This window comes from Thermophilibacter mediterraneus, assembly GCF_900119385.1.
GTDB classification, from domain to species: Bacteria; Actinomycetota; Coriobacteriia; order Coriobacteriales; family Atopobiaceae; genus Thermophilibacter; species Thermophilibacter mediterraneus.
On the sequence record NZ_FPKO01000009.1, the window covers coordinates 793,536 to 814,208 of the forward strand.

Consider the following 20,673-nt stretch of genomic DNA (forward strand, 5'->3'; position numbering starts at 1 on the left):
GCGGCTCCGGCGCGCGCCGCCCCAGAGCAACGTAAGGAGAAGAACGTGTCGCTTTCCATTGGCATCGTGGGACTGCCCAACGTGGGCAAGTCGACCCTGTTCACTGCGCTCACGCGCAAGGGCGGGCTTGCCGCCAACTATCCCTTTGCGACGATTGACCCCAACGTGGGCATCGTCGACGTGCCGGACGAGCGGCTGGCGAAGCTCGCCGAGATCGTCCACCCGGGCCGGATCGTTCCCGCCACGGTGGAGTTCGTTGACATCGCGGGCCTGGTGAAGGGCGCCAACGAGGGCGAGGGCCTCGGAAACCAGTTCCTCGCCAACATCCGCGAGACCGATGCCATCTGCGAGGTCGTGCGCTACTTCAGCGACCCCAACGTCATGCGCGAGGTCGGGCGCGTGGGCGAGTTCGTGGACCCGGCGGGCGACGCCGAGACGATCATGACCGAGCTCATCCTCGCCGACATCCAGTCGCTCGAGAAGCAGCTTCCCAAGCTCGAGAAGGACGCCAAGCGCGACAAGGAGCTCGCGGTCAGGGCGGACGTCGCAAGGCGGCTGCTCGCGTGGCTCAACGACGGAAAGCGCGCCGCGACCATGGAGATGACCGACGAGGAGCGCGCCGAGGCCAAGGGGCTCTTCCTCCTCACCATGAAGCCGCTGCTCTACGTGGCCAACGTCGACGAGGACCAGCTCGGCGAGCCGCTCGACCCCATCGACGGCGTCACCCCGATCCCCATCTGCGCCAAGGTCGAGGCCGAGCTCTCCGAGCTCGATCCGGAGGAGGCCGCCGAGTACCTCTCTGACCTCGGTCTCGAGAAGAGCGGCCTCGAGACGCTCGCCCAGGCGGCATACCGCCTGCTCGGCCTGCAGAGCTACTTCACCGCCGGTGAGATGGAGGTCAAGGCCTGGACCGTGCGCATCGGGGCGAAGGCCCCCGAGGCCGCGGGCGTCATCCACTCCGACTTCGAGCGCGGCTTCATCAAGGCGGAGGTTGCGAGCTACGAGGACTACGTCGAGCTCGGGGGAGAGGCCGGCTGCAAGAACGCCGGGAAGCTCCGCATCGAGGGCAAGGACTACGTGGTCCAGGACGGCGACGTCATGCACTTCCGCTTCAACGTGTAGGGCGCGCGCGAGACGCCAAGAACGCGGCCCCGGCGTCGCTCGCGGAGGAATGTCCCGAAGGACCCTCGCGAGCGGCGCCGGGGCCGTGACGTTGTCGCTCTGCGCGCTCTGGTGGGTCGCTAGCTCGTCTGGTCCGTGCCCAGGACCACGATGACGTCGTAGGAGGTGGTGTACGAGCCGTCGTTCTTCTCGATGCTCGAGCTCGACACGCCGAGGGTCTCGGCGACGCCGAGCGCCGAGGCGAGGGAGTCGTCGTTGTAGTAGATCTTGGTGGCCGTGAGGCCGGTCTCGTTGGCGTTGCCCGCCGCGGCCTCGAAGCCGGCATCGGTCAGGGTGTTGGCGGTGTCTCCGGCCAGGCCCGCGACGCCCGTGGCGTTGAGGACGCTCACCGAGCCCGTGAAGGAGGCCTCGACGCCTCCCGTCGCCGAGCCGTCCTCGCTGTCGGAGATGTTGGAGCCGGTGCCGATGGAGCCCGCGATGCCCGCGGTGAAGTCCTGGCTTGCGTCGGAGTAGGGGGACTCTCCCGCGTCGACGCGCGCCATCATCTCCTCCCAGGCGGCGTCGTCGGGGATCTCGTACCAGACGCTGTTGATGTACTCGGAGTTGGTGGGGGTCTGGCCCGAGTACATGTTGTTGTCGGTGTCGAACCCGCGGAACTGCCCGACGAGGCCGAGGATGTCGGTGACGCTGAAGTCGGTCGTGACGCTGTTGGCGAGCTCGGAGACGGTGGTCGCCATGGTGGCGAGGTCGAGCTGCAGCACCTTCTTGACGATGGCGCCGATCACCATGCGCTGGTTGGCGGCGCGGTAGAAGTCGCCTCCGCCGTACTCGTCGTAGGCGTGGCGTGCGCGGCACAGGCCGAGCGCCTGGCTGCCGTCGAGCGTCTGCGTGCCCGCGGGGAGGTCGATGTTGGCATAGCTGTCGTGAATCTCGACGGGCAGCGTCACCTCGATGCCGCCGATGGTGTCGACGATCGAGGTGAGCTGCTCGAAGTCCACCTCGGCGTAGTGGGAGATGCTGACGTCCGCGAAGTCCGAGACCACCTCGGTCATGTAGGCGGCGCCGCCGAGGGCGTAGGCGTCGTTGATCTTGCGCTCGCCGTTCTCGCCCATGTCGACGAGCGTGTCGCGTGGAATCGAGACGAGCGTGACGCGCTGCGCGGGCGCGTCGATGCGGGCGAGGATGATGGAGTCGGCGCGGAAGTTCGAGGTGTCGGACCCCCACTCCTCGGAGCGGCCCTCGCTCTTGTCGACGCCCAGCAGGAGCATGTAGAAGGGCTGCTGGGGCTCCACGGCGACGAGCTGGCGGCGCAGGTCGTCGTTGACGATGCTCTCGTCCGAGAGGCGGCTGTTGAGGTCGGTGAGCCACAGGCCGAGCGCGGTTCCCGCGCCGGCGAGCACGACGAGGACGGAGACGAGGACGATGCGCAGCGCGCGACCGACGCCCTTCTTCGTGCGCCGCCGCTTATAGGCGTCGATGCCCTCCGAGCGCGAGGGCGCCTGGTGGGACGCCGCGTCCGACGCGCCGCTTCGCCGGGTCGTGCGAGGCTCTGCGGAGCGGCCCTGGCGGGCGTGGCTCCCCTCCCCGTAGCGGCTCTCGGAGAGACGCGCGTGCTCAGCGCTTGTCATGCGTTTATGGGTTTTTTTACTGGCCACGTCGGACCTCTCTGTCGTTGGGAGGCGCAATGCCCCGCGAGCAGCGTGTATGTAGCTGCAGCATCATACGAAAAGGAAGTGTAAGGAGCATGAAGGAGCGCACGTTCCGTCCCCGTCTTATGAAAATGTAATAATGGTACGAGTTCATGGGCGCAGCTGCGTCGACGAGAAGACCGGAGGTTATATGAGCGAGGCCACACCCAAGCAGTTCGTAGCGGTTCTTGACTTTGGCGCCCAGTACGGGCAGCTGATCGCGCGGCGCGTGCGCGACCTGCACGTCTACTCAGAGATCGTGCCGTGTGACATCCCCGCCGACGAGCTTGCTGCGATGGGCCCCTCAGCGATCATCCTCTCCGGCGGGCCCGCGAGCGTCTATGCCGAGGACGCCCCCAAGATCGACCCGGGCGTGCTCGAGCTGGGGGTTCCCGTCCTGGGCTTCTGCTACGGCCATCAGATTATGGCCGTCACGCTGGGCGGCGAGGTCGCCCACTCCGAGGTGGGCGAGTACGGTCCGGCAAAGATCGAGCGCGTTCCCGAGTCTGCGCTGTTCAACGCCACGCCGCTTCAGCAGACGGTGTGGATGAGCCACCGCGACGCCGTGAGCCGCGCCCCCGAGGGGTTCGTCGTGACCTCGCACACCGACGTGTGCCCTGTTGCGTCCATGGAGTGTCCTTCTCGCAAGCTCTACTCCACGCAGTTCCACCCGGAGGTTCGCCACACCGAGCACGGCGAGCAGCTGCTCAGGAACTTCCTCTTTGACATCTGCGGCCTCGAGGCCAGCTGGACGATGGATAACATCATCGGCGAGTTGGTCGCCCAGATTCGCGCTCAGGTTGGTGACAAGAAGGTCATCCTGGCGCTCTCCGGCGGCGTGGACTCGAGCGTGGTTGCCGCGCTCGTGCACCGTGCGGTGGGCGACCAGCTCACGTGCGTGTTCGTGAACCACGGGATGCTCCGCAAGGGCGAGCCCGAGATGGTGGAGGAGGTCTTCCGCGGCCAGTTCCAGGTGCCGCTCGTGCACGTCCATGCCGAGGAGCGCTACGCCGAGCTTCTCGCCGGTGTGACCGACCCGGAGGAGAAGCGTCGCCGCATCGGCACCGAGTTCTGGAAGGTCTTCTTTGACGAGGCCCAGAAGATCGGCGACGTGGAGCTGCTGGCCCAGGGCACCATCTACCCCGACATCATCGAGAGCGGGGCGAGAAAGACCGGCGGCAAGGCAGCCACGATCAAGAGCCACCACAACCTGATCCCGTTCCCCGAGGGCGTGCACTTTGACCTCATCGAGCCGCTCGACCACTTCTTCAAGGACGAGGTGCGCGAGCTGGGCGTGGCGCTTGGGCTGCCGGCGAGCATGGTGTACCGCCAGCCGTTCCCGGGCCCGGGTCTGGCCATCCGCATCATCGGCGAGGTGACGCCGGAGAAGCTGGCGATTCTCAAGGACGCCGACGCCATCGTGCGCGAGGAGCTCGACGCCTACAACGAGCGCCTGTTCCAGGCTACGGGCGAGCGCAACTCCGAGCACAGTTGCTGGCAGTACTTCGCCGTGCTGCCCGACATCAAGAGCGTGGGCGTGATGGGCGACGAGCGCACCTACGCGCGCCCCGTGATCGTGCGCGCGGTTGAGTCGAGCGATGCGATGACAGCGGACTGGGCGAAGCTGCCCTACGACGTGATCGGGAAGATCTCGAGCAGGATCGTGGCGGAGGTTCCCGGCGTGAACCGCGTGGTGTACGACGTCACGCCCAAGCCGCCGGCGACGATCGAGTGGGAATAGAAAATTCGGCAGTTATGGGGGTATAAATCGTCAACTCTGCTAGAAATACCCCGATAAACACGATATTTGCTATACTGGCTCCAGTCGAGAGATTGGGGCTAGTATGCGTTTGTTCGAGCGCGAGGACTACCTCGAGAAGATCCGCGGGTTCTACCACGACGACGGCGTGATCAAGGTCCTCACCGGGGTCCGCCGGTGCGGCAAGTCGTGTCTCATGCAGACCATTGCTGAGGAGCTCAGGGCCACGGGGGTGCGGGAGGACCACATCATCTACCTCGACCTCGACCGGTACGGCTTCCGCTCGGTGAAGACGCCGGACCAGCTCGAGGCGCTGATCGAGCCCGCGCTCAAGGTTAACGGCATGAAGTACCTCTTCATCGACGAGGTGCAGAACGTCGAGGGCTTCGAGGAGGTGGTGAACGAGTTCCGGGCCGAGGGAGGATTCTCCATCTTCATCACCGGCTCGAACTCCTACCTGCTCTCCGGTGAGCTCGCCACCAAGCTGACGGGGCGTTACGTCGAGTTCGAGGTGCAGACGCTCAGCTTCAAGGAGTACCGCGAGATGAGGCGTTTCCTCGGGCAGGCGGTCGACCCCAACCCCGTGGCCGAGCTCGACCGCTACATCCTCGAGGGCGGCTTCCCCAAGGCGCTCGACTACCCCAAGATGGCGGACAAGCGCGCCTACGTGAGCTCCGTCATCAAGGAGATCTTCGAGAAGGATATCCGCAGGCGCGTGAAGGTGAAGAACGTCTCTGTCTTCAACCAGGTGCGCGACTACGTCATCAACAACTTCGGTGCGACGACCTCGCTGACGAACATCCAGTCCGACCTCGAACGGCAGGGCGTCCGCATCAAGCGAGAGACGCTCAACCGCTACCTTCAGATACTCGAGGATGCCAAGATCATCAGCAAGTGCGCACGCTTCGACATGAAGTCACGCAAGTCGCTCAAGGGCGAGCAGAAGTACTACCTCGCTGACCTGAGCTTCTACTTCGCGCTCAACACGGATAACCGCATCAACTACGGGCCCGTGCTGGAGAACATCGTCTACTGCTACGCGAGGAGCCTGGGTTACGAGGTGAGCGTGGGGCGCATCGGCAGGCTCGAGTGCGACTTCGTCGTGCGCTCGCCCGAGATGGAGTACGCCTACGTGCAGGTGGCGATGACCATCATGAACGACCGCTCGACCGAGGACCGCGAGTACCGCCCGCTCGAGCAGATACGGGACAACTGGCCCAAGTTCGTCATCACGCGCAGCGACCCCATCCAGCATCGCAGTGGCATCGTGCACGAGAACGTGACGGAGCTGATTGGGAAGGGGCGGACGTTCGGGTTGGCGTGGGTGAGCGTTTCAGCGGGAGCAGACTACTAGGAAGTCGCTCTCACCTATTCTGTCCTACTCTTACTCGCTCCAATCGCTTTACTGAGTCGCATGACGTGAGGCCGATCTGCGGTTTTCTATTCTGATGATGGCCAGGTTGTTTGTTGACTGCCTTTAGCCAACCTCGTTTACTCGGACCCACTCTTATCCACTCGGTCTGAAGGGCTGAGTGGATAAGAGCTTCTGGATGCAGCAAGAAAAATGCGGTCGAAGGCGCAGGCGCCCACAACCGCTAAAAATCCCTTTGGCTTTTTATGGAAAGCAATGATATCACGTTGGCGGGCACATTGCAGATTATGGGTCGCATCAAGTTGCTGTTGGCCGGGGGCTCACGTGACCTTCCCGGCCAACAGCAGCTTGATGCCGACCGCCCATGAAGATGTGCTTCTGTCTGACCGGTATGGTAGCGTTACATAGACGGGAATTAAGGTTGAGGTGATTTGTTGTGCCGAGGAGCCCTTTAACAGAACTCGACAACGTTAACAGCGCGATGGAGCGCTACCTTGCTTCAGGTTCTCCTAGGGCCGAGACGGCGCAAGATTGCCTTGTTAACATTAGAAACCTTGTGGAGCATCTCGCCATGGCGCTGGCTCATGGAAAGTTATGAAGTCAAGAACTAAGTCGCCGCACCTGCGCGCAGGCGTTCCAGCATCGAACGGGCTTTGAGCGAGAACCGGCCGAGCCGCCTCGCGGCATCGCTTGCAGCGCGCTTGACATCACGCGGAACGGGTCCATAATGAGCCTTGAAAATCTCAGCGGATTTTTCTGGATGCCGTCACCTTTTCGCCGCTCGCCTGCCTCTGGCAGACGGGCGGCTTTTCTGTACCGACGGCCCCAGCGAGAGAAGGGACATGCCATGACGAACGATCTTCTCGACCTCATCAAAACGCGCCGCAGCGTGCGCGCCTACAAGGCAGATCCCGTGCCCGCCGACCTGCTCGACGCTGTGCTCGAGGCGGGCACCTTCGCGCCCACCGGTGGCGGCCATCAGTCTCCGGTGATCGTGGCGGTGACCGACCCCGGGGCCCGCGAGCGCCTGCGTCGGCTCAACGCCGCCGTCATGGGCAGGGACACCGACCCGTACTACGACGCTCCGGTCATCGTGGTCGTGCTCGCCGACGGCGGGCGCGGCACCTTCGTGGAGGACGGCTCCTGCGTGCTGGAGAACCTCATGCTCGCGGCGCACGCCCTGGGGCTCTCCAGCTGCTGGATCCACCGCGAGCGCGAGATCTTCGACGGCGCTGAGGGCAAGGCGCTCCTCAGGGAGTGGGGCCTGCCCGAGACGCTGCGCGGCGTGGGTGCGATCGCCTTGGGATACGCCGCGGGACCCGAGGGCGCGGCCGCCCCGCGCAAGGACGGTTATATCGTGCGCATCTAGCAGGTATCGGTCATGCCGGAGGCGCCTGCCCTCCTCGGGGGATGCAAGCTGCTCGGAAGCCGCCGACCGATAGAGGTGTTGAGTTCATTTTTGAGTTCAACTTGGGTGCCCTGAAATCACCTGATTCCGGTGAGAATGGGGAGACGACCGTTACATCATGTGGACGAGAGGCCATGGAAAGGAGCGATTTGATCGCGAGTGGGAATAGTTGAGGCTCTTCGCGAGGGAGGCCGAGAGCGGTCCCCCTCGTTTTTTCTCGTGTCTTTTCGTTCATGTCGTTGTTGTGATTTCGTGTGGTATTCGCAAGACAATTGCCAGGTCTACCTGCGGAAATAATGGGTCTTGCCATGTTGCTTTCGGCATAGACGTCTCTAGTATGCGAGGCACGCGCTCGCCAGCGCGGCGCCGTCCAATCCCGAGAAGTTCGACCCGACGAGAGCCGAGACGATGGGCCCCGCTCCGATGCCGGAGGTCATCACCGCTGCAAGGGTTACCACCGCAGTCCCGCACTATGAATTGCGGCACTGTGCGGTAGATGAGGTGCTGCAATTAGTTGCCCTCCTCGTCGACCGCCTCTATCGTGCGAGACGTTGCGTCAGCGGTTTCGAAACTTTAATATTATGGTTGTTTCGAAACCGGTGTGATTGGAACTCGTATGCCTTGGGTCGAGCGCGCATCGTACCTCGAGCGACTCCGCTCCGTGGAGGGGACAGGCGACATCAAGGTCATAACCGGCGTTCGCCGCTCGGGCAAGTCCGAGCTTATGAAGGCGTTCTCCGCTGAGCTCAAGAAGCGGGACCCCTTGTCAAACAGCCTCTACATCGATCTGCTCGACCTCGACAACGAAGAGCTCCTCGAATATCACGCTCTGCACGACAGGATTGCCAAATCCCACAAGGATGGTGTGCGAAACCGTCTATTCATCGATGAGGTGCAACGGTGCGAGGGCTTCGAGAGGGCAATCAACAGCATTCATGCCCGGGGAGGGTGGGACATCTACCTCACCGGGTCGAACGCGTTCCTTCTGAGTTCCGACCTTGCCACGCTCTTCACCGGCAGGCACCGCGAGATCCACGTGCTGCCGTTCAGCTTCGGCGAGTTCCGCGCATACTTCGGCGAACAGGGGGCCATCGACGAAGAGCTGGACCGCTACATCGAGCGCGGGGGCCTCGCTGGATCCTATGAGTATCGTGACATGGCAGAGTCATACGGCTACATCAGGGACGTCTACAGGACCATCCTCACGCGAGATCTCGTACAGAAGTTCCGTCTGCCCGACACGCTGGTGCTCGAGCGGCTCGCCGAGTACATGATGGACAACACCGGAAACCTCAACTCGCCGAACAGCATCGCCAACACCCTCGACGCAAACAAAGTGTCGACCAACCACGTCACGGTTGGGCGCTACATCTCGCACCTGAGGGACGCCTTCGTCTTCTACGAGGCCAAGCGTTATGACATCAAGGGCAAGAAGTACCTGAGCACGCAGGCGAAGCACTACGTGTGCGACACGGGTATGCGCTACGCGGTGCTCGGCACGCGCAACATGGATTGGGGCCGCATGTACGAGAACTCGGTGTTCTTGGAGCTCATTCGCCGCGGATACGAGACCTACGTGGGAAAGCTCTACCAGAAGGAGGTCGACTTCGTCGTCAAGCGAGGGTCGGAGCAGGTCTACATTCAGGTGAGCGATAACGTAGACGCACCCGAGACGCTCGAGCGCGAGCTCGCTCCTCTGCGTGCGATACGAGATGCCTACCCCAAGGTTCTTATCGCGAGGACACGACACGACGACTACACGATTGACGGCATCAGGGTGCTCGATCTGGCCCGTTGGCTCATCGGGGAACAGGGATTCTAATATCGGGGGGGCTCCTGCGCCATGATTCGCAAGGGGCGTGAATCCATCTTGAGTGCATGTGGAATAGGGTAAGTATGGTGGTAAACGGCGAAGCAGAAGATGAAGCGGCCCTCTCACCTGCGCCGACAATTACTGAGTGGGAATAGATAATTAGGAAGCTATGGGGGGGTATAAATCATCATTTTGACAATAATGCCCTGATAAACGCGATATTTGCTATGCCGGTCCCGGTCGAGAGGCTGGGGCTGGCATGCGTTTGTTTGGGCGGTTGGACTAGCTCGAGCGGATTTGCTCCCTCGGCCACTATGGCGTCGCGATCGATGCGTCCGCCGGTATTTTTCGGTGCGGCACGTCGTGCCTCATGCAGGCAATCATGGGGCTCGATGCTGGGGCGCCGCGGGGCGAGCGCTTCCTCAGGCGCTCCTTCGGCCCCGTTCCTGCGGCAGAAGGCCGAGCTGGGCAGATGATAAAATGGATTCGTCTGATCACCGCTGGCGAGTGTCGGCACCTCACGTTTTGGAGGGGGCCATGGACCACGATTTCTACGAGTGGGCGTCCGAGGCCCCGATGCGCACGCCCGACGGCTTTTCAGAGGCTGCGACTGCGGCGGGGGTTGCCGCCTCGGTTGCGGAGCGAAACGAGATGCTTGTCTGTGTCAACGATAATTTGCCCTGATTCACAATCCGTCCGGGACACCTTCACGACGGGGAAATCCCCAGCTTCACGATTCCGCTACGACGACCGCATCAGTGCGTGTCGGAGCCTGTAGCTTTCGCCCTCGAAGACGACGAGCTGCCCGTGGTGCGCGACCCGGTCGATGATCGCGGCTGCCATCTGGTCGTCGGTCAGCACCGCTCCCCACCTGGAGAAGTCCACGTTGGTCGTTATGGCCAGCGACCGCCTCTCGTAGCTCGCGTCGATCACCTGGAAGAGGAGGCGCGCGCCGTCCCGGTCGACCGGGACGTAGCCGAACTCGTCGAGCAGGATCAGGTCGGTCCTCTCCAGGGACCTCATGAGCTTTCTCGCCGTGCCGTCCCTCTTCGCCTCCGAGAGGAGCGTCACCAGCTCCGTCGTCGTGAAGTAGCGCACCCTCATTCCCATGGAGCACGCGACCGTCCCCATCGCGACGAGCATGTGCGTCTTCCCGGTCCCGACCGGGCCGAACAGGACGAGGTTCTGAGCCTTCCTCACGAACGCGCACGTCGTCACGTCCTCCCGGGACAGCCTGGGCGGCAGCCTCACCGCCGACCAGTCGTACCCCTCGAAGGTCTTCGGGACCGGGAAGTTCGCGCGCTTGAGCAGGCGCCTCCTCCTGTTCGAGTCGCGGAAGGCGAGCTCGGCCTCCAGCATCCTGGAGATCGCCCCCTTCTCGACGTCCGAGCAGTTCTCCACGACGTCGCCCATGGTGTGGTTGGAGAGCATCACGGCCCTCCCGCAGGCCCTGAGCCTGGCGTCCGAGGCGGAGTCCGCCACGCTACACCGCCTCCTTCCCGAGGAACGCGCGGTCGTACTCGGAGAGGTCCGGTCCCGGGTCGGGCCCGGAGACGCCGGAGAGCAGCCTCAGGGAGAGGACGCGGAGGTCGCTGCGGCTGAAGTCGCCGCCACGCCTCACGAGCTCGAGCTACGACTCGCCCGCGCCTCCGATCCCCCCCCCCCCGGCGACCTCCGAGAGCATCGTCACGCACCTCGACAGCGACGCCCTGTCGAGCCCGTCCAGGTCCTCGACCACCCCGGCGGGCAGCGCCGAGCGCACGCGGGACTCGCGCCAGGCCCCAGGCCGCCGGCCAAGGAGCCCGAGCTCCGCCACGGGGTCGACGTCGACCGTGACGCCCCCGCCGAACCTCCTGCGGTACCTGGCGACGAGCTCGCCCGTCCCCTGGCTGACGATCGTCACCTCGTGGGCGCCGAGACCGACCGCGACGTCGGCGCCCGCGAGCTCGGGCCCGGCGCCGTAGGAGTGGGTGCCCACGGTGACCTCGCCCCACTTGTCGCACGGTCTCACGAGCCAGGTCACGCAGGAGAACGGCCTGGAGGGCAGGGGGCGGAGGGCGGCGCGGTCCGACTCGAAGAGCTCGCCCCACGTGCCGTCCCTCCTCCAGTGTCCCCTCTCACCGAAGCCGTCTGCCACCCCGAGGAGGGACTCGTCGTACTCCCGCAGGTCGCCGACGCGGGGGACGGGGACGAATACGTTGGAGCGCACGAAGGCGACCTTGCGCTCGACGTGACCCTTCTCGTGCCCCGCGTCGGGGCTGCAGAACCTCGCCTCGAAGCCGTAGTGGAGCCTGAACCTGCGGAAGAGCTCGGCCTCCCTCACCTCGTCGAGGACCCGGCGCCCCGCCCCGGTCGCGTTGTCGAACACGACGACGGGAGGGACTCCCCCTATGTGGCGAAAGACGTCGGCGAGGCCCTGACACACGCACTCCGACGTGCACCCTCGGAACACCTGGAACCACGACATGCTGGAGTGCGGGAACGAGACCACGAGGAACAGCATCCGCTCCCTGCCGTCCGCGGTGTCGAAGTCGGCCTCGCCGAAGTCGGCCTGCGCGGTTCCGGGGGACCACTCGAGGTCGAGGAAGCCCTCGGGGGCTCGGCCCCTCATCTCGAGCTTCCTGTCGTGGACGTACTTCTGGACCAGGGTGTACCCGCCGTCGTAGCCGGCGCGGCGGAGCTCGGCGAGGATCTTCCTCGCGGTGTGGCGCTGCTTCCTCCAGACGTGCCTGTCGGCCTCCAGTATGGAGTCGATCGTCGGCTTGTACGGATCCAGCTTCGACGGCCCCGGGACGACGCCGGCGGGAGGCTCGGGCGAGAAGTCGACCTCGTCGAGGAACTTTCTGACCGTCTTCCTGTCGTGCCCCGTCCTACGGGCTATCTCGGATATGCAGTACCCCTCCGACCACAGCCTTCGTATATCATCGATTTGCGGCATGTCCAGCATCCTCTCCACGACCCCTCTCCTCATCGCTGGCTTGGACCCCAACGACTCGAGGGTAGGTCGTCTCTAGGTTGTTCGGCATGCCGTCACTAACAAACTGGGGAATTCCCCGCCGTGATTCCGGGGCAGAGCCCCTGTGAATCCGGCCATTTATAGGCTATCTCAGACACGAGATGCTGGCCTATGCGCTTCAGGCCTTCGGACGTGGCCACGCCCAGCTGCTCGGACGCATTCTCTCTGGTTATGAAAAGGCGAAGAGGCTGCAGATTCGCGGGATGATCGCCTATGCGATGGTTGCCGCGCTGGCCCTAGTTGTTGTCCTGGCGCTTCCGCTTTCCATGGATGCGGAGCTTAGGGTTATCGTTTGGCTCTCGTTTGCCGGGCTGCTCTTCATTCCGTTCATTCCTCTGTGGATTCTGCTCTGCAACCATGTTCTCGCACCTGACTGGAATACCTATGCGACGTGGTATCGCCGTCGTGATCGCAAGGGGCTTGGCTTCGAGGATCCCTATCGCGCCATGGGCATGACGCGTTCGTAGCGAGAGCGATAAAAAGAAGCCGTGCTTGCGGTCTCGTGCCACGTAGACGAGGGCGCGTTGGGTCCATTTTCCGCTTGCGAGGCAGGGGTGGAGTTCCGCCTGTTTTTCTCCAAAAATGGCTAAACAACGGCCTTGTTTTCGCCAATCGATGCGAAAACAAGGCCGTGTCTGGGAGCGTGCAAAAGTGCCTGTCCCCTTTGCACGCTAGATTGCCTTGAACTCCCTGAGGATTTTCTCGATGTCCGTCCCCTTGATCTTCTTGAGCGCCTCCTTGAGCGCAAAGCGCTCGACCAGTCCGAGCTTCATGTCGGTGATCGGCTTGCCGTCACGCAGCTTCACGCTCGCCATGAGCAGGTCGCGCACGTCAAAGACGCTGCCCCACACCTCGGGCACGCCGCGGTCAACGTCGCAGAGCGTGTAGACGGCCTCCATGCCCGTGCGCATGGAGTACTCCGTGGTGAAGATGGTGTCGCGCGGCGTCTCGGCGAACTGGCCGATGAAGGCAAAGTTGACCGCGCCGTCGGGCACCACGTCGGGGCGGTCGCCCGCCGCCCGCGGCATGAAGAACGCCGTGATGTAGGGCATCATGACGGGCACCGTGTTGGCATGGTTCGCGGCGAGCTCGGCGATGCGGTCCTCCGGGACGCCCATGTGGTAGAGCCACTCCTGGCAGATCTCCTCGCCCGTGCAGTCGCGCATGGGCTTTTTCACGTAGTTGCCGGGCTCGTCGGGGAAGAGGCCGTACACCCAGACGCACAGTTCGTTCTTGGGCTGGTCGCGGAACTGCTGCTGGCGGTTGAGCGTCCAGCTCATGAGCCAGTTGGAGTCGGTGCAGGTCACGATGCCGCCGGTGACCACGTGGCCGGTGAAGGGGTCGCGCTTGCAGATCGCCTGGATGTAGGGCGGTATCTCCCCGTCGAGGGTCGTGACCGTGGCGCTCATCCACTTGGTCTTCTCGGGGTCGCCGCAGAAGGTGTCGGGACGGCCGAAGCTGGGGTCCTGTGCCGCAATGCGGCGCCACATGTCCCAGCCGCCGCCGGGGGCGAGCTCGGGCCTCCACGCGGCGGGTCTGTCCTGCGCCCCCATGGTGGAGTTTTCGACGCAGCCGCCGTTGGTGATGAAGACGAGGTCGTCCTCGGTGAGGTCAATGACCGCGGTCGCATCGGTCCCCGCATCGTCGCCTGCTGCCGTCCGGCTCAGCACGATGCGCGTCGCGACCTTCTTCGCGGGCGAGCTGTGGGGGTTGCGCGGAAGGGCCTCCTGCTGGATGCGCTGAATGGTGTCCTGGCCGGTGCCGGTGCGCGGGCGTACCGGGCCTGAGCCGCCTCCGATGGAGAACCTGATGTCCTCGACCTTCGTGTTGAAGTGGAACTGAACGCCCGCGGCCTTGAGGTACTCGACGAGGGGCAAGATCATCGACTCGTACTGGTTGTACCTGGTGAAGCGCAGGGCCGAGAAGTCCGGCAGCCCGGCGATGTGGTGGATGTAGCGCTTGATGTAGAGCTTCATCTCGAGCGCGGAGTGCCAGTTCTCGAACGCAAACATGGTGCGCCAGTACATCCAGAAGTTGGAGGAGAGCACCTCATCGTCAAAGAAGTCGGTGATGGGTCGGTCGTAGAGCTTCTCGTCGGGCGTGAAGAAGAGCTCCATGATCTCCATGGCCGCCTTGTCCGAGAGGCCGAACTTCCCGGCGCACCCTGCGTCCTGCCCGCGGTTCTTCGTCGCACGGCAGAGCGAGTAGTTGGGATCCTCCTTGTTGAGCCAGTAGTACTCGTCCAGGACGGACACCCCAGGCGTCTCGATGGAGGGGATGGAGCGGAACAGGTCCCACATCACCTCGAAGTGGTTGTCCATCTCGCGGCCGCCGCGCATGACGTAGCCAAGGCCGGGGATGTCGAGGCCGTCGCACGCGCCGCCGGGCACGCCGTCCTTCTCGAAGATGTGAATGTTCTTGCCTGGCATCTGGGCGTCGCGTACGAGATAGCACGCGGCGGAGAGCGCCGCCAAGCCCGTGCCCACGATGTAGGCGCTCTTGTGCTCGATGCCCGCGGGCTTCCTCGGGCGAGCGAACGCTTCGTAGTTGCCGCTTGAGTAGTACATGGCCGCACCTTTCCTACGTGCGCACCGGGCGTGTCCGATGCGTCTGATTCCATGGTGGGACCTCGACGGGGGGCACACCATGAGCAGGGCGGCGCTTCTGTAAGGTTTCTTATCAATGTGGCCGGATTGTACAGACGGGCGAGAAGAACGGGCGAGGCCCGCGCCGCGTCCCTTACGGCGCGGCGGGTCCCTCCGGCACGCTGCCCTCGCTCCCGGCGACGTAGCCGCCGGGGACCTCGAGCCGGTCGAGCGCGGTCTCGATGGCGCCATCCGAGATGGTGGCGACCCTCTGCACCAGCTGCTGCGGGTCGTCGCGCATGTCTCGGGCGATCCAGTCCAGGACCGTCCCGATGAGCGCGTGGGCGAAGAAGCGCGCGATGAAGTCCCTGTCCTGCTCGCGCACGTGCCTCCGTGCCGCATGCTCGTCCACCACGTCCTTCACCAGGTCGCTCACCACGGGGACGAGAAACCGCTCCACCTGCTCGCGGCTCATGTCGTGGTAGACGCTCGTGATGAAGGGCTTGTTCTCGCGTAGGGCGAGAAACGTGTCAAGAAGGCCGGTCTGCCAGGTGCCCGCGGTCTTGTTGCCGGCGATGGCCCGCGCGGCGTCCTCAGCGCACGCCCATTCGACCAGGTCGTAGATGTCCTGGAAGTGATAGTAGAACGTCATGCGGCTGATGCCGCAGTCGTCGGTGATGTCTGCGATGGTGATCTTGCCCAGGGGCTTTACGAGCAGGAGGCGCTTGAGCGACTCCTCGAGCGCGCGCTTGGTGAGCTTGCTTGACATGTGCCCTCCCGGTGGTCGTTTCTCTTCGTATACCCTTGCGCACGAGGGGGATTCGCGGACAGCGACGGTGGCGCCCAACTTCGCTCACGTCTCACGTCACGGGTCTGCTCTGGTACATGTCTCGCACGAACGCTGAGGCGCTGCTGCCGAGGAGCGCCCTCCCAACCTAGTTCAGCAGCCAATCAACGAGGTTGCGCTGCTCAATGCCGTTATGGTCCGTCGTGCCGATGCGGTCCAGGGTGAGCAACGTCTTGGGGTAGGAGTCTCCCAGCAGCTCGAGCGGACGCAGCTCGCGACGCAGCGTCGCCTCGTCCAGTACGGACAGCGCGACCTGATAGTAGTGCGGCCTGCCCTCGCGCTCGGCAACGAAGTCGATCTCCAAATCTCCCACGCGCCCTACGCGCACCGTGTGGTAGCGCCGCAGCAGCTCTAGGTACACGACGTTTTCCACACGATGTCCGAGGTCGCTGCCGTCGCGTCCGAGCAGCAGATGCCTGAAGCCAAGGTCGCCGAGGTAGTACTTGCCCCCCTGCTGTCGCAGGCGCCGACCCTTGGCATCGTAGGGATCGGCCTTGAAGATGAGGTAGCACTCCATGAGCGCGTTGAGATACTCGCCGACGGTGGTTGGGGAGACTTTTGAGCCGTTGGCCGTCAGCGTGTCCGCGACCGTTTTGAGCGAGAAGCGATTTCCCACGTTATCGGCGAGAAAGGCGAGAAGCGCGCGCAGGACGGGCATGCTGATGCGGGGGTGCCGCGTCGCCACGTCTTTGACGAGGACGGTGTTGAGCACGCCGTCAAGGTACTCGGACACGTCCTCGGTGGGCAGTAGGGAGGCGTACGGCATGCCCCCCAGCGAGAGATAGCGGTTGAGCAGCTCGGTATCGTCCGCGCCGTCCGCAAAGGCGGCGCGGGCGCCACGATACTCCGCGAACGAGAGCGGCAGGAGTCGGAACTCAACATAACGGCCGGTAAGCAGCGTGGCAAGCTCGCTCGAGAGCAGATCGGAGTTCGATCCGGTGACGTAGACGTCGCAGTCTTCGCGTGCGTACAGCGCGTCGATTGCTCGCTCAAAGCCCTTGACGCGCTGGGGCTCGTCGATAAACACGTAGCAACTCGGGGAGCTGATGCGGGCGACGGCGTAATCGTAGAGCTCCTGCGGCGTGGTGGGGGCGGCAAAGCCCAGGCGCTCAAGATCAACCGAGACGATTGACTCCTCGTTCACGCCGGATTCGACAAGGGCTCGCTGGGCCAGCTTGAGCGCGGTTGACTTACCGCAGCGCCTCAGGCCGGTCACCACTTTGATGACGTCACGGTCCTTCCAGCGGAGAAGCCATTCGGTTGCCTGGGGGCGTGGGACGATGATTGGCTGGTTTGTCATGAGCGAGTCCAATCTGTCCAACCAAATGGATAAGCTAAGGAAACATCCTAATTCTATCCATTTATCTAGACGAATATCTGTAGATTGGTAAATCTATCCAACAAACTGGAAGTGGCGTGTCGCCCATAATCGCGCAGCGCATCGTGTTGACCGAGCGGTCATTGTTGCTCATGAGGCCGCGCGTGCTTTCACCTGCTCAGGTACCCTTCCATATCCGGGTCAACGGGGTAGCCTTGTTCTCGAAAGCCCAGGGAAAGCGAGGCTCCATGTCAGGCAGGTTCGAGCGCTTCGAGAGTCTTTCCGAGGACCGCAGGAGCGCCGTCGTTGACGCGGCGGTCGAGGTATTCGGCGACGAGGACTACGCCCGTGCGTCCACGGCGGACATAGCGAGGCGCGCGGGTGTGTCGAAGAGTCAGCTCTTCTTCTACTTCAAGAACAAAAGGGACCTCTACCTCTACGTCCTCACAGCGGTCATCAGGCGCGTGGCTGACGCGGTGGTCGACGAGCGCTGGTACCAGATTGACGACTTCTTCGAGATCATGCGCTACGCCGCGACTCGGAAGGCAGACCTCGTCGAGCTGAGCCCTCGCATCATGGGCTTCTTCGTTCGCGCGTTCTATCCCGGGCACAAAGACGTCTCCGGGGTGCTCGACGCCTTCATGACAGATGCCGTGCCGATCATGGTGGGGACGTACCTGGGCCATGTGCGCTGGGAGCGCTTCCGGGAGGACGTCGACCCCATGCGGGTGGTGCGCATGCTCGTGTGGTGCGGGGACGGCTATCTGCACGAGCGGCTGCGCGGCGGAGGGACGTTCGATATGGGGGAGATGCTCTCGGAGTTTCTCGTCTGGCTCGACTGGCTCAAGAGGGCCACGTACAGGGAGGAGTACCTATGACAGCGGGCAAAGCGGGGGCCGCGATCAGCGTGCGGGGGCTTACGAAGGACTATGGGCGAGGTCGCGGCGTCTTCGGCGCCGACCTGTCGGTCGCCTCGGGCGAGGTGCTTGGGTTTCTCGGTCCCAACGGGGCTGGGAAGACGGTGACGATGCGCAATCTCATGGGGTTCGTGAGGCCGCAGTCGGGGACTGTTGAGGTCCTCGGGCACGACTGCTTCCGGGATCGCCCATGGGTGCAGGCTCGTCTGGGCTACCTGCCCGGGGAGAACGCGTGCATGCAGGAGATGTCTGCGCGGTCCTTCCTCGACCTCATGGCGGGAATGCGGGGCATGCGCGACCGCTCACGTATGCTGGAGCTCGCTGACGCCTTCGGTCTGGACCTCGGCGCGCGGATCGGCGGGATGTCCAAGGGCAATCGGCAGAAGGTCGCGATTGTGGCGGCGTTCATGGCCCGTCCGGACGTGCTCCTGCTTGACGAGCCGACGAGTGGTCTCGATCCGCTCATGCAGGAACGCTTCCTCGACCTCGTTGCTGAGGAGCGGGCGCGCGGCGCCGCCGTCCTTCTCTCCTCGCACATCTTCGAGGAGATCGGGCGCGCGTGCGACCGAGTGGCGTTCATCCGCGCGGGACGTGTTGTCATGACTTGCACCATGGACGAGGCGCGCTCGATGCGGGGCCGCGGCTATACGGTCGAGTTCTCGAGCGCGCGGGAGCGCTCGCGCTGGGAGCACGCCCACGGCGCCGAGCCAGCGGAGGGGGATGCCCGCGGCGTCGAGCTCAGCGACGTGCGCGACGTGAACGCTCTCATCCGCGAGCTTTCCCTCTACGACGTTGCCTCGGTCACGTCCCGCGAACAGACTCTCGAGGAGCTGTTCCTTCACCTGTACGAGGGCGCTGAGCCCTCGTGGCAAAGCTAGGGGGTTCTGATGATCCTTCCTCTCTTCAGGCACGAGCTGCGCTCCTGTCTTCTTCCGACCGCAATTATCGCCGCGGTGGTGATCCTCTATGCCTGCGTCATCATCGGCATGTACGATCCCGCGCTCGGCGAGTCGCTTGCCCTCATGCGCGACGCCATGCCTGAGCTCTTCGCCGCCTTCGGCATGGCAGACCAGGGAACGACGCTTTTGGAGTTCGTCGTCAACTATCTGCATGGCTTTTTGCTCGTGGTGTTTCCCCTCGTTCTCGCGGCGGTGCTCGCCAACCGTCTCGTGGTCCGTCACGTCGAGCGCGGAAGCATTGCCTACCTGCTCGCGCAGCCCGTGGGGCGCGCGAGGCTCATTGCCTCGCAGGCGGGCGTTCTCATCTTCTGCCTCGTCCTTCTCGCCACGGTGCTCACGGTGTTCGAGCTGGCTGCGGCATACATCATGTTCCCCGGCGAGCTTGTCGCCTCCGATCTCGTCGTCATCAACGTAGCCACGTTCTGCCTGTGGGTGTTCCTCTCCGGCGTGTGCTGGGCAGGCGCTTGTGCCCTGCCGAACGTCCCCGCCGCGAGGTGGGTGGGCGTTGCCGTGTGCGCGCTCTTCGTCCTCGTTCAGATGCTCTCGGGGGTGGGCGACGAGCTTGCCTGGCTCGCCGACGTCACGCCCCTCTCGCTTCTCGACCCGCTCGGGGTCGCCTCGGGGGAGTTCGGCGCCCTTGCGGGCGCGACCGCGCTCGGCGTCTCGGGTGCCGCGCTCTTCGTCCTCGGGGCCGCCGTCTTCACGCGGCGCGACCTGAGCGTGTAAGGGCCGACTTGGGGAGGGGCCACTCGACCGATTAATTCCACGGGCGCCCCCGCGCCTTCCCCGGAGCTTCGCCAGGGAAGGCCGGTCAGCCCAGCGAGAGCGTGCGCACGCGGACGGGGTCGAGGCTTCGCTGTGTCGCGCGGGCGTAGGGGATCTGCGGGTAGCCAAACCCCACGACCATGCCCACGTAGTGGTCCTCGGGAATCCCGAGGAGCGCGCGGACGTCCGGCATGAGCGCGAGAACGTCCAGGGGAAAGGTCATCATCACGGCGCCGAGCCCACGAGACGCGCACAGCAGCTCGAAGTACGTCCCCGCGATGATGACGTCCTGGACGGGCTCGCCCGCCCCCAGCGGGGCGTGGGGCACCAGGATGTGCGGGGCTCCGCAGAAGAGCATGTCGGGACGGACGGTCTGCTCCCAGCGCCTCATGTCCCCATAGCTCTTCTCGTCGTAGCCCCTCGGGTAGACGCCCTCGTCCGCCAGGCGCTCCCTCACGGTCGTCCCCCTCAGTCGGTCCGCGCCTCCTCCGTGGCGTCGGCTCCCGCTGCGGCTCCGCTGTGCTCGCAGAGCCCGAGCTGGTCCTCGGGCAGGCGGTGGGCGCGGCCCTGGAGGCGGATCATCTCGAAGCCCTCGGTGAGGCCCGTGACCGCGACGCGCCCGTCCTCGACGAGCTGTCGGTAGAACTCCTTGCCGCGCGCCGTGCAGAAGATCGCCGCTCCGGGCTCGGCCAGCATGATGTCGATGATGCGGGCCTGCGGGGCGCCGCTCTCGTCGACCGTGGCAAACGAGACGTCGCGGATCTGGCGCAAAAGCTCGATGCACGACTGCGCGGAAACGCATTCGCTGCTCATGGGTACCTCCGATGACGTGGTGATTGTTCGGTGAGCCCATCATCTGGAAAGCGGTGTCCAATGAGAAGTAAGCACTTTAAAGTGCGGTAGGAACCTTGTGGTAACCAACGCGAGCATCATGCCTGCGGGCAACATGAGCGAGCTTGCCGTGGACTCCTGGATGAGCATGGCCACCGTGCTGACCGCGGGTCCCATCCGTAGGCGCGAAACGACAGTTTAGGTACGAAAAGTGTCGGCCAGCGCCTACGGCTGGGATTCTGTAGGCGCCCGCCGACACTTCTGGCGAGAAAA

Annotated in this window: 19 protein-coding genes; 9 read left to right on the forward strand and 10 right to left on the reverse strand. The window is 64.2% G+C overall.

Annotation, left to right across the window (positions count from 1 at the left end):
• Positions 1-45 precede the first annotated feature (45 nt).
• Positions 46-1,122, forward strand: a complete 1,077-nt coding sequence (gene ychF / locus BQ7106_RS08575; protein WP_072374270.1) for a redox-regulated ATPase YchF — start codon at positions 46-48, stop codon at positions 1,120-1,122.
• 119 nt (positions 1,123-1,241) lie between these two features.
• Here ychF and BQ7106_RS08580 read toward each other — a convergent pair whose 3' ends face one another.
• Positions 1,242-2,750 (reverse strand): LCP family protein, encoded by a 1,509-nt coding sequence (locus BQ7106_RS08580; protein ID WP_072374274.1) that lies wholly within the window; start codon positions 2,748-2,750, stop codon positions 1,242-1,244.
• 211 nt (positions 2,751-2,961) lie between these two features.
• On the opposite strand from BQ7106_RS08580, the gene guaA reads away from it, so the two are divergent.
• The 3 genes from guaA (at position 2,962) to BQ7106_RS08595 (ending at position 7,310) form a co-directional block, all read left to right on the forward strand.
• A complete protein-coding gene (gene guaA / locus BQ7106_RS08585) occupies positions 2,962-4,551 on the forward strand; it encodes a glutamine-hydrolyzing GMP synthase (RefSeq protein WP_072374277.1) in 1,590 nt (529 codons plus the stop codon).
• A gap of 103 nt (positions 4,552-4,654) precedes the next feature.
• On the forward strand, positions 4,655-5,923 hold the full coding sequence (locus tag BQ7106_RS08590) for an ATP-binding protein (protein WP_072374280.1): 1,269 nt from the start codon (positions 4,655-4,657) through the stop codon (positions 5,921-5,923).
• Positions 5,924-6,788: 865 nt separating this feature from the next.
• Positions 6,789-7,310 (forward strand): nitroreductase, encoded by a 522-nt coding sequence (locus tag BQ7106_RS08595; protein WP_072374283.1) that lies wholly within the window; start codon positions 6,789-6,791, stop codon positions 7,308-7,310.
• A gap of 371 nt (positions 7,311-7,681) precedes the next feature.
• Here the strand turns inward: BQ7106_RS08595 and BQ7106_RS11365 are convergent, their stop codons facing one another.
• Positions 7,682-7,807 (reverse strand): hypothetical protein, encoded by a 126-nt coding sequence (locus tag BQ7106_RS11365; RefSeq protein ID WP_275886721.1) that lies wholly within the window; start codon positions 7,805-7,807, stop codon positions 7,682-7,684.
• A gap of 158 nt (positions 7,808-7,965) precedes the next feature.
• On the opposite strand from BQ7106_RS11365, the gene BQ7106_RS08600 reads away from it, so the two are divergent.
• Entirely contained in the window at positions 7,966-9,171 is a 1,206-nt protein-coding gene (locus BQ7106_RS08600; protein ID WP_072374286.1) for an ATP-binding protein, read from the forward strand.
• Positions 9,172-9,903: 732 nt separating this feature from the next.
• On the opposite strand, the gene istB is transcribed toward BQ7106_RS08600, so the two are convergent.
• From istB to istA, 3 genes are read right to left on the reverse strand one after another with little or no spacing between them, the layout of a single operon-like run.
• The gene (gene istB, locus BQ7106_RS08605; RefSeq protein WP_240307468.1) at positions 9,904-10,644 is read right to left on the reverse strand and encodes an IS21-like element helper ATPase IstB; all 741 of its coding nucleotides are present in this window, start codon (positions 10,642-10,644) and stop codon (positions 9,904-9,906) included.
• 1 nt (position 10,645) lies between these two features.
• A complete protein-coding gene (locus BQ7106_RS11025) occupies positions 10,646-10,783 on the reverse strand; it encodes a hypothetical protein (protein WP_159431279.1) in 138 nt (45 codons plus the stop codon).
• Between the two features lie 9 nt (positions 10,784-10,792).
• Entirely contained in the window at positions 10,793-12,109 is a 1,317-nt protein-coding gene (gene istA / locus BQ7106_RS08610; protein WP_240307491.1) for an IS21 family transposase, read from the reverse strand.
• 170 nt (positions 12,110-12,279) lie between these two features.
• On the opposite strand from istA, the gene BQ7106_RS08615 reads away from it, so the two are divergent.
• Positions 12,280-12,645 (forward strand): hypothetical protein, encoded by a 366-nt coding sequence (locus BQ7106_RS08615; RefSeq protein ID WP_072374289.1) that lies wholly within the window; start codon positions 12,280-12,282, stop codon positions 12,643-12,645.
• Positions 12,646-12,849: 204 nt separating this feature from the next.
• Here BQ7106_RS08615 and BQ7106_RS08620 read toward each other — a convergent pair whose 3' ends face one another.
• The 3 genes from BQ7106_RS08620 to BQ7106_RS08630 form a co-directional block, all read right to left on the reverse strand.
• On the reverse strand, positions 12,850-14,745 hold the full coding sequence (locus BQ7106_RS08620; RefSeq protein ID WP_072374293.1) for an oleate hydratase: 1,896 nt from the start codon (positions 14,743-14,745) through the stop codon (positions 12,850-12,852).
• A gap of 172 nt (positions 14,746-14,917) precedes the next feature.
• Complete coding sequence (locus tag BQ7106_RS08625; protein ID WP_072374296.1) at positions 14,918-15,532, reverse strand: TetR-like C-terminal domain-containing protein; 615 nt, start codon at positions 15,530-15,532, stop codon at positions 14,918-14,920.
• A gap of 166 nt (positions 15,533-15,698) precedes the next feature.
• Positions 15,699-16,910, reverse strand: a complete 1,212-nt coding sequence (locus BQ7106_RS08630; RefSeq protein ID WP_083527046.1) for an ATP-binding protein — start codon at positions 16,908-16,910, stop codon at positions 15,699-15,701.
• Between the two features lie 266 nt (positions 16,911-17,176).
• On the opposite strand from BQ7106_RS08630, the gene BQ7106_RS08635 reads away from it, so the two are divergent.
• The 3 genes from BQ7106_RS08635 to BQ7106_RS08645 are packed head-to-tail and all read left to right on the forward strand — an operon-like array spanning position 17,177 to position 19,530.
• On the forward strand, positions 17,177-17,806 hold the full coding sequence (locus BQ7106_RS08635) for a TetR/AcrR family transcriptional regulator (RefSeq protein ID WP_072374299.1): 630 nt from the start codon (positions 17,177-17,179) through the stop codon (positions 17,804-17,806).
• Positions 17,803-18,723 carry an ABC transporter ATP-binding protein gene (locus BQ7106_RS08640; RefSeq protein WP_072374302.1) on the forward strand — a complete coding sequence of 307 codons (921 nt, stop codon included), beginning with the start codon at positions 17,803-17,805 and terminating at the stop codon, positions 18,721-18,723. Before BQ7106_RS08635 ends, BQ7106_RS08640 begins: the two co-directional genes overlap by 4 nt.
• 9 nt (positions 18,724-18,732) lie before the next feature.
• Positions 18,733-19,530, forward strand: a complete 798-nt coding sequence (locus BQ7106_RS08645) for an ABC transporter permease subunit (protein WP_072374305.1) — start codon at positions 18,733-18,735, stop codon at positions 19,528-19,530.
• Positions 19,531-19,615: 85 nt separating this feature from the next.
• On the opposite strand, the gene BQ7106_RS08650 is transcribed toward BQ7106_RS08645, so the two are convergent.
• On the reverse strand, positions 19,616-20,026 hold the full coding sequence (locus tag BQ7106_RS08650) for a nitroreductase family protein (protein WP_072374308.1): 411 nt from the start codon (positions 20,024-20,026) through the stop codon (positions 19,616-19,618).
• An 11-nt stretch (positions 20,027-20,037) separates the two neighbouring features.
• A complete protein-coding gene (locus BQ7106_RS08655; RefSeq protein ID WP_072374310.1) occupies positions 20,038-20,382 on the reverse strand; it encodes a pyridoxamine 5'-phosphate oxidase family protein in 345 nt (114 codons plus the stop codon).
• Positions 20,383-20,673: the final 291 nt, after the last annotated feature.

Bases quoted from the DNA above. Each gene is read 5' to 3' on its own strand.
- BQ7106_RS08580 (WP_072374274.1), bottom strand. From the start codon at position 2,750: ATGACAAGCGCTGAGCACGCGCGTCTCTCCGAGAGCCGCTACGGGGAG.
- guaA (WP_072374277.1), top strand. From the start codon at position 2,962: ATGAGCGAGGCCACACCCAAGCAGTTCGTAGCGGTTCTTGACTTTGGC.
- BQ7106_RS08590 (WP_072374280.1), top strand. From the start codon at position 4,655: ATGCGTTTGTTCGAGCGCGAGGACTACCTCGAGAAGATCCGCGGGTTC.
- BQ7106_RS08595 (WP_072374283.1), top strand. From the start codon at position 6,789: ATGACGAACGATCTTCTCGACCTCATCAAAACGCGCCGCAGCGTGCGC.
- BQ7106_RS08600 (WP_072374286.1), top strand. From the start codon at position 7,966: ATGCCTTGGGTCGAGCGCGCATCGTACCTCGAGCGACTCCGCTCCGTG.
- istA (WP_240307491.1), bottom strand. From the start codon at position 12,109: ATGCTGGACATGCCGCAAATCGATGATATACGAAGGCTGTGGTCGGAG.
- BQ7106_RS08615 (WP_072374289.1), top strand. From the start codon at position 12,280: ATGCTGGCCTATGCGCTTCAGGCCTTCGGACGTGGCCACGCCCAGCTG.
- BQ7106_RS08620 (WP_072374293.1), bottom strand. From the start codon at position 14,745: ATGTACTACTCAAGCGGCAACTACGAAGCGTTCGCTCGCCCGAGGAAG.
- BQ7106_RS08625 (WP_072374296.1), bottom strand. From the start codon at position 15,532: ATGTCAAGCAAGCTCACCAAGCGCGCGCTCGAGGAGTCGCTCAAGCGC.
- BQ7106_RS08630 (WP_083527046.1), bottom strand. From the start codon at position 16,910: ATGACAAACCAGCCAATCATCGTCCCACGCCCCCAGGCAACCGAATGG.
- BQ7106_RS08635 (WP_072374299.1), top strand. From the start codon at position 17,177: ATGTCAGGCAGGTTCGAGCGCTTCGAGAGTCTTTCCGAGGACCGCAGG.
- BQ7106_RS08640 (WP_072374302.1), top strand. From the start codon at position 17,803: ATGACAGCGGGCAAAGCGGGGGCCGCGATCAGCGTGCGGGGGCTTACG.
- BQ7106_RS08645 (WP_072374305.1), top strand. From the start codon at position 18,733: ATGATCCTTCCTCTCTTCAGGCACGAGCTGCGCTCCTGTCTTCTTCCG.
- BQ7106_RS08655 (WP_072374310.1), bottom strand. From the start codon at position 20,382: ATGAGCAGCGAATGCGTTTCCGCGCAGTCGTGCATCGAGCTTTTGCGC.